1 pseudogene is annotated in these 344 nt (G+C 57.0%); it reads right to left on the bottom strand.

Annotation, left to right across the window (positions count from 1 at the left end):
- Nucleotides 1-190, bottom strand: a pseudogene (locus tag QWI17_RS10010) (CDP-diacylglycerol--serine O-phosphatidyltransferase); the annotation flags it as partial.
- Nucleotides 191-344 lie beyond the last annotated feature (154 nt).

A 344-nucleotide genomic window follows, 5' to 3' on the forward strand; every position in this document is an offset into this window, starting at 1 on the left:
TCATCGAGCTGATGATGGAATAAAAGCCGGCAAACAGGTTGGCGGTGGTGAACAGGTTGGGCAGCAGGTAGATGCCGCGGTGGCGCACCTTGCGACCTTCGGCGTCATGGCCTTCTTCAACGTGCTCATCGACCGGTAGCAGGCTTTCGGCGTCGGAGGGCTTGTTCGGCTCTTCGGGACGTTCGCTCATGGAGGGTACCTTGCAACAGGATGGAAAATGTTCGACACGGGCCCGCGAAACAGGTTCTGACGGCAGGCCACTGGTCTGCTTTATACCAGATGCTGACTGCCAGAACGAAAAAACGCGGCCGAAGCCGCGTTTTTCATGTTGCGATGCTACTTAG

The organism is Gilvimarinus gilvus (genome assembly GCF_030518155.1).
Taxonomy (GTDB): Bacteria; Pseudomonadota; Gammaproteobacteria; order Pseudomonadales; family Cellvibrionaceae; genus Gilvimarinus; species Gilvimarinus gilvus.